The 5,421-nt window shown below is 60.7% G+C and carries 5 protein-coding genes; 1 reads left to right on the top strand and 4 read right to left on the bottom strand.

Annotation, left to right across the window (positions count from 1 at the left end):
• Positions 1-469: MFS transporter (locus HX846_RS25715; protein ID WP_178966343.1), on the top strand; the 469-nt coding region annotated here is incomplete at its 5' end.
• A gap of 46 nt (positions 470-515) precedes the next feature.
• Here HX846_RS25715 and HX846_RS25710 read toward each other — a convergent pair.
• The 4 genes from HX846_RS25710 to HX846_RS25695 all read right to left on the bottom strand — a co-directional run.
• Complete coding sequence (locus HX846_RS25710) at positions 516-1,130, bottom strand: hypothetical protein (protein ID WP_008432744.1); 615 nt, start codon at positions 1,128-1,130, stop codon at positions 516-518.
• Between the two features lie 497 nt (positions 1,131-1,627).
• The gene (locus HX846_RS25705; RefSeq protein WP_023658960.1) at positions 1,628-1,972 is read right to left on the bottom strand and encodes a hypothetical protein; all 345 of its coding nucleotides are present in this window, start codon (positions 1,970-1,972) and stop codon (positions 1,628-1,630) included.
• 84 nt (positions 1,973-2,056) lie between these two features.
• The gene (locus tag HX846_RS25700; RefSeq protein WP_177023251.1) at positions 2,057-3,028 is read right to left on the bottom strand and encodes a type III secretion protein; all 972 of its coding nucleotides are present in this window, start codon (positions 3,026-3,028) and stop codon (positions 2,057-2,059) included.
• A 221-nt stretch (positions 3,029-3,249) separates the two neighbouring features.
• Positions 3,250-5,421 (bottom strand): TonB-dependent siderophore receptor (locus HX846_RS25695; RefSeq protein WP_178966342.1); only part of this gene is annotated, 2,172 nt, incomplete at its 5' end.

Below are 5,421 nucleotides of genomic sequence, written 5' to 3'. Positions count from 1 at the left end.
CTGGAGCGCGGTGTTCCTGAGCGCCGAGCGCGGCCTTGACGAGGCCTATGCGGGCCTTGGCTACGCAGCCTTTGCCTTGACCATGACCGTCGGGCGCCTTACCGGCGACAGGATAGTTCGCCGTCTGGGCGCAACCCGGGTGATTGTATTCGGCGGCGCGCTCGCCGCCGGCGGCATGCTGTTGGCGACGCTATTCCCTGCGTGGGAAACCGCCCTGCTGGGGTATGCATTGGTCGGTGCCGGGTGTTCGAACATCGTACCGGTGCTGTACACCGCCGTCGGCAAGCAGACCGTCATGCCGGAACACATTGCCGTGCCCGCCATCACCACCCTGGGCTACACCGGCATTCTCGCCGGCCCTGCGGTGATCGGCTTCATCGCCCATGGCAGCAGCTTGAGCACTGCCTTTGTGCTGATTGCCGTACTGCTGATCGGTGTGGCGATCAGCGGGAAAATACTGCGGGTCTGACCACCCAGCCCCATCACGCCTCGTACATTGAGGCATCAACCCGGGGTCATTTGGCTTTCTGGAGTTCCAGCCAGCGATCAAGGGTTTTGTTGCTGAGCCAGCCCGCCTGGTGATGGCTGCCGAAAATTCGCCGACCGCTGTCGGCGGTGTTTTCCAGCGACCGCAACAATCCCGGCCGGTCCACAAGGTTTTTTGCCATATACACCTGCTGTTCGTCGTATTTCTTCTTCGGTAGCCCCGTGGCCGGGTCCAGTACAACTTGGCCATGGCTGTCGAGCTCATCCGGGTCTTTGCTCATCATCGCCAGCACCTCGATATTGACGTAGCAGATCTGCTCGAAAAACCCCATGCGGTCCCGCGACCGGTCCCGTAACTCGGTGAACATTTCCTTGAACAGGCGGACGAGATCGGCATTGTTTTTTGTGTGGAAAGGGTCCGGGCTGAAGGCACTGGGATCGCTGTTGCCGAACACGACGTTCTCGGCCTGTGCCAGGCTTTCGCGGGTGATGTAGCCGTCCTGGTCGAGGATCGCATCGATCAGGCGCGGACGCTGGATGATCGCCTTGGCAAGCAGGATAGCGCTGTCGGCCTCTCGGCTGGCACCGAGCTTTTTACTGGCGATTCGTTGCAGTGAAGACAGCTTCAGTCCGTCAGTTCTCATGGAGTTTTTTCAGCATGGCAAATTGGGCGTTCGCCGCGCTCACCAAATCGCTGTCCGGCAAACGAATGTAGGGATTGGGCCCGCGGAGGCGGCTGGCCACTTCGTTCTGAAGCCCCAGGTGTTGCAGCAGACTCCTGCAGTGACTCTCCCCCCGCAAAGGAGGCCGATAGCCTGATGAGCGGACAGGCGCCCCGCCGGATTGATGGCTGTGCTTTCGCGCAGCCTCACCGGGTTCACTTGAAGCGGCGTGAATTGCCCGTGTACCGCCGTCCAGTGCCGGGGCAATACAGGGTGTAGCACCGAGGTGCTGGCAGACCGACCCGCCGTTGATTGTCATGATTCATCTCCACCATTTTCCGGTTCCACATTGACCTGGTCATCATCCCGGCAATCGCCGTATCGCTCAGGTGAAAACAGGCCAAAGGTGTGTGGTGTGCCGGTGGCAATGGTTCCGAGATAGAGCAGCGTTCCAATGACAACATGTAAAAACCGAAGAATCAGTCGGCTTTTCGAGACCCTGGCGAGGTCGGTTTTGTCTCCTGCCAAAGGTCTTTGATCGCTGCGACCATAGCGCCCATCACCGCGCGCAACGGGCGTAACCCAGGCGCGTGGGAGGCAGGCAACTGCCCGTGCGGCAACATGCCTTTGATGAAGTCGTCAGCCGCCGGCGCCTGGAACGTGTGCTGCCCGGTGAAGTTCTTCACTCGCCGGGCTTCGGCGCCCTCTTCGCACCGTTTGCCCGGTGCGGCAACGGGGGGCGGTTGCAGGGTATCGCTGCCCGTCGGCGCAAGACAGGCTGGCTGATAGCCAGGATTGTGCGATCCACACGAAGGTGTAGCCATGTCTGAGCCCTGGCTGAGAGTTTGAAAGCAGCGGATTGATCAAGGCAGGTCATCACGCCGCGAGAGGGTCGCGGCGTGATCGAGCTAAAACAGGTTCAGAGAGAGGTGGCGCAGGGCGGCTCTGCCGATCTTGCCGTCATACCGGTCAAGAGAGTCCATCAGCGTTAACAGGCTTGAGCGCTGAGTGACTTCCTTGGCCAACTCGATGAGCCGCTGTTGCTTTGGGTCGCTCGACGACGATGCGGCCAATTTTTTCAAATCTTTGATACTGATGGAGCGGCTCCAGATACCCTTCAGGGCGTCGAAGTCCTTCAACATCTGTTCGGCGAGCTGTTTGTCGGTCTTGTACTTCAAGGCGTTGCCGGAGTCGAGCACGGCGTTGAGGTCCCGCCGGGAGATTCGACCATCCAGATCACCGGTCCTGCCGGCTCGGTCAAAGGCTTGTATTACGTCTGGGCGTCGCAGCAGTTCCCGGGCCAACAGAATGTTCTCATTACGGTCCTGGTCGTTGGTCAACCGTCTGCCCGCCATCTCCTCCAGGCTTTGTTTTGTGATGAAGGGCTGGCCCGGCACCGTGAACGCATCAAATTTGTTCTTGAGGAGGTTCCCCAGTTGATCGGGGGTTTGCCTCGAAAAGTGTGGGTCCGGGCGACCGTATCCCGGGTCAGGCTTGCAGGGGGTCGGACGGCAGTGTCCGGGAAGAGGCCTGAGTGGAATGGAAGGATCAGGACGACCATAACCGGGGTGAGGCCGGAACGGATTGAACAGCTTGTGCAGAAAATCCTGAAGCTGTCCGATCAGCCCGCCCAGGAACGAGTTTGCATAGGACGCCCGGAATGAGTTGTTGGCGGCACCATGGCGATCCATCGTGCTCTGCGTCGTCGTCCAATTCGAATATCCCGGGCCGATCCCATTCTGTGGCAAGTTGAAGCTGATGTGGATCGACCCCTGCCCGGAGCGTGAGCGTGACTGCGTCGATGTGGCGGCATCAGTATGCGGCTGCGCGGCGTTATCAGAGGGGTTGGCAACAGTTGAGTTGGATAAGGTTACCGACATAGGCATCTCCAGTTCGGCGTATTGACACGATTCACTCCCGGCTCAAAGACACCTCGGCGATACAAGGTATCCCATGGAAAGTGGGCACCTCCTTGTGTGGTAGACCTGTCGGATTCAGTTCCTGCGGACGCAGAAAATCGTTAGAAAAAGAGTAGGAAGAAGGGCTATGGCGAGGGGGCTTGCGCCCCCTCGTCACTGTCGATACCTGGATCAGGCACGCATCAGAAGCCGACGCTGGCCTGCACGAAGAACGTGCGCGGTTCACCCAGGTAGATCCCGGAGTTGTTGTCGCTGGAGCGGGTGTAGTGTTCCTGGTTGAACACGTTTTTTACCCCGACGCCCAGCTTCAGGTTCGACAGTTGCGCACCGAAGTCATAACCGCTGCGCACGTTGACCGAGACGTAGCCGGGAATATCCCCGTACTGGCCATCAGCAGTCGGCTGGGTGATGTAGGTGGTACCGGTGCCCGGCGCACGCTGGCCGGACTGGGCATAGACGTCCAGGTTGTGGGTCCAGTGGTTGATGTCGTAACGCAGCCCCAGGGTGGCCACTTCACGGGAGTACAGCGGCAAGTCGCGGCCCTTGAAGGCAACGTCGCCTTCGGAGGTGGCCCTGGTGTAGGTGAAGCCGGCGTTGGCGGTCAGGCCGTCCAGGCGCGGGTCGAGGTTCGACAGGTCGTAATGGGCCGACGCTTCGATGCCCTCGTGCTTGGTAGCGCCGAGGTTGGTCCAGCCCACATCGTTGCTGACGTATTGCAACTCGTCCGAGAAGTCGATGTAGAACAACGTCACTTCGCCGCCCCAGACGCTGTCGTTGTAGCGAGTACCGATTTCGTAGGTCTTGGCTTTTTCCGGGTTCAGGCCGTTCGCGGTCTGGTCGCCGTTACCGCCCTGGCCCAGCTGGAAGTATTGCAGGCTGCCGAAGGAGGTTTCGTAGTTGGCAAACAGCTTCCAGGCATCGGAGACGTGGTACATCACGCTCAGGGCCGGCAGCGGTTCGTTGTTGTGGATCTCGCGGCGCTTCTCCTGAACCGTGGCGCCATTGAGGCCTACCACCGGACGGTCGTGCCATTCGGTGCGAATCTGCTCAAAGCGAATGCCCGGGGTGACGGTCCATTTGCCGATATCAATCTTGTTATCGATATAGAACGAGTTGGCCTCGGTGCCACCGGTACGGTCCTGGTACACGTGGCCGTCACTCTGGCCCACGGGCGTCGGCACGTTGTTGACCAGCGCCAGGCTGGTGGCCTGCTCGTGCATGCCTTCCTTGAGGTAGCGATAACCGACGCTGACTTCCTGGGTGCTCGGCCCCAGGTCAAATACATGGGACACACGCGGCTCGATGCCGAAGGTGTAGTAGGTGCGCGGGTAGGAACCCAGGGTCTTCAGGTCGCGGTTGGCGATGTTGCTGCCGCGGAAACTGTCGGAATAGTAGGTCAGCACTTCAGCCTGGGTGCGGTCGTCGATCTGCCGGATGTACTTGAAGGACATATCCTTGCGCCGGCCATTGAAGTTGTCCCAGTCACGTACCGATTGATACGGGTTGGCGTCGTACTGCTTCTGGGTCAGGCCGCCGGGCATGTCGGCGCTGGCGTCGTAGTAGTGGAAATTCAGCGAGAAATCGTCTTGATCGGTCGGCGCCCAGTGGGTCTTGAAGATCACGTCGTCGATGTCGTTGGAGTTGTTGCGGTCGCGGTAACCATCGCCCTTGGTCCCGGAATACAGCAACGCAGCACCGATACCGTTGTCGGCGGTGCCGCCGATGAAGGCGTTTTCAATGTGTTTCCAGCCGCCGTGGGCCGCGGTTTCCAGGGTGGTGCCGACTTCGCCGGAGAATTTTTCCGGGATGGCCCGGGTGACGAAGTTGATCACGCCGCCGACGTTCTGTGGTCCATAACGTACGGAGCCTGCGCCACGCACCACGTCGATGCTGTCGAGGTTGCCGGAGGAAATCGGCGCCATCGACAACTGCGGCTGGCCGTAGGGTGCAAACGCTGCCGGTACGCCGTCGATCAATACCGTGGAGCGTGGCGACAGACGCGAGGTCAGGCCGCGTACCCCGACGTTGAGGGAAATATCACTGCCACCGGTGCCGTTGGCCTCCTGTACCTGCACCCCGGGAATGCGCCGCAGCACGTCACCGACGTTCATCGCGCCCTGCTCCACCATGGCTTCACGGCGCACCACGGTGCGCGCCCCCGGGTGGTTCTGCACCACTTGGGCATTCGCGTCGCCGAGCCAGTCGCCAACCACCTTGATGTCGGTGGCACCCAACTCCAGCGGCGAACCGGCTTCGCCGGTGCCCTTGCCCAGCGGGCGCAGGGTCACGGAGCCCGCATCGATCTGGTAATCCAGGCCGCTGCCCTGCAGCAACTGGCGCAGCGCTTGTTCGGG

This window comes from Pseudomonas sp. K5002 (genome assembly GCF_013386655.1).
GTDB lineage: Bacteria > Pseudomonadota > Gammaproteobacteria > Pseudomonadales > Pseudomonadaceae > Aquipseudomonas.
Note: the sequence above shows the minus strand (reverse complement) of the source record. Positions and strands in the feature narration are given on the sequence as shown.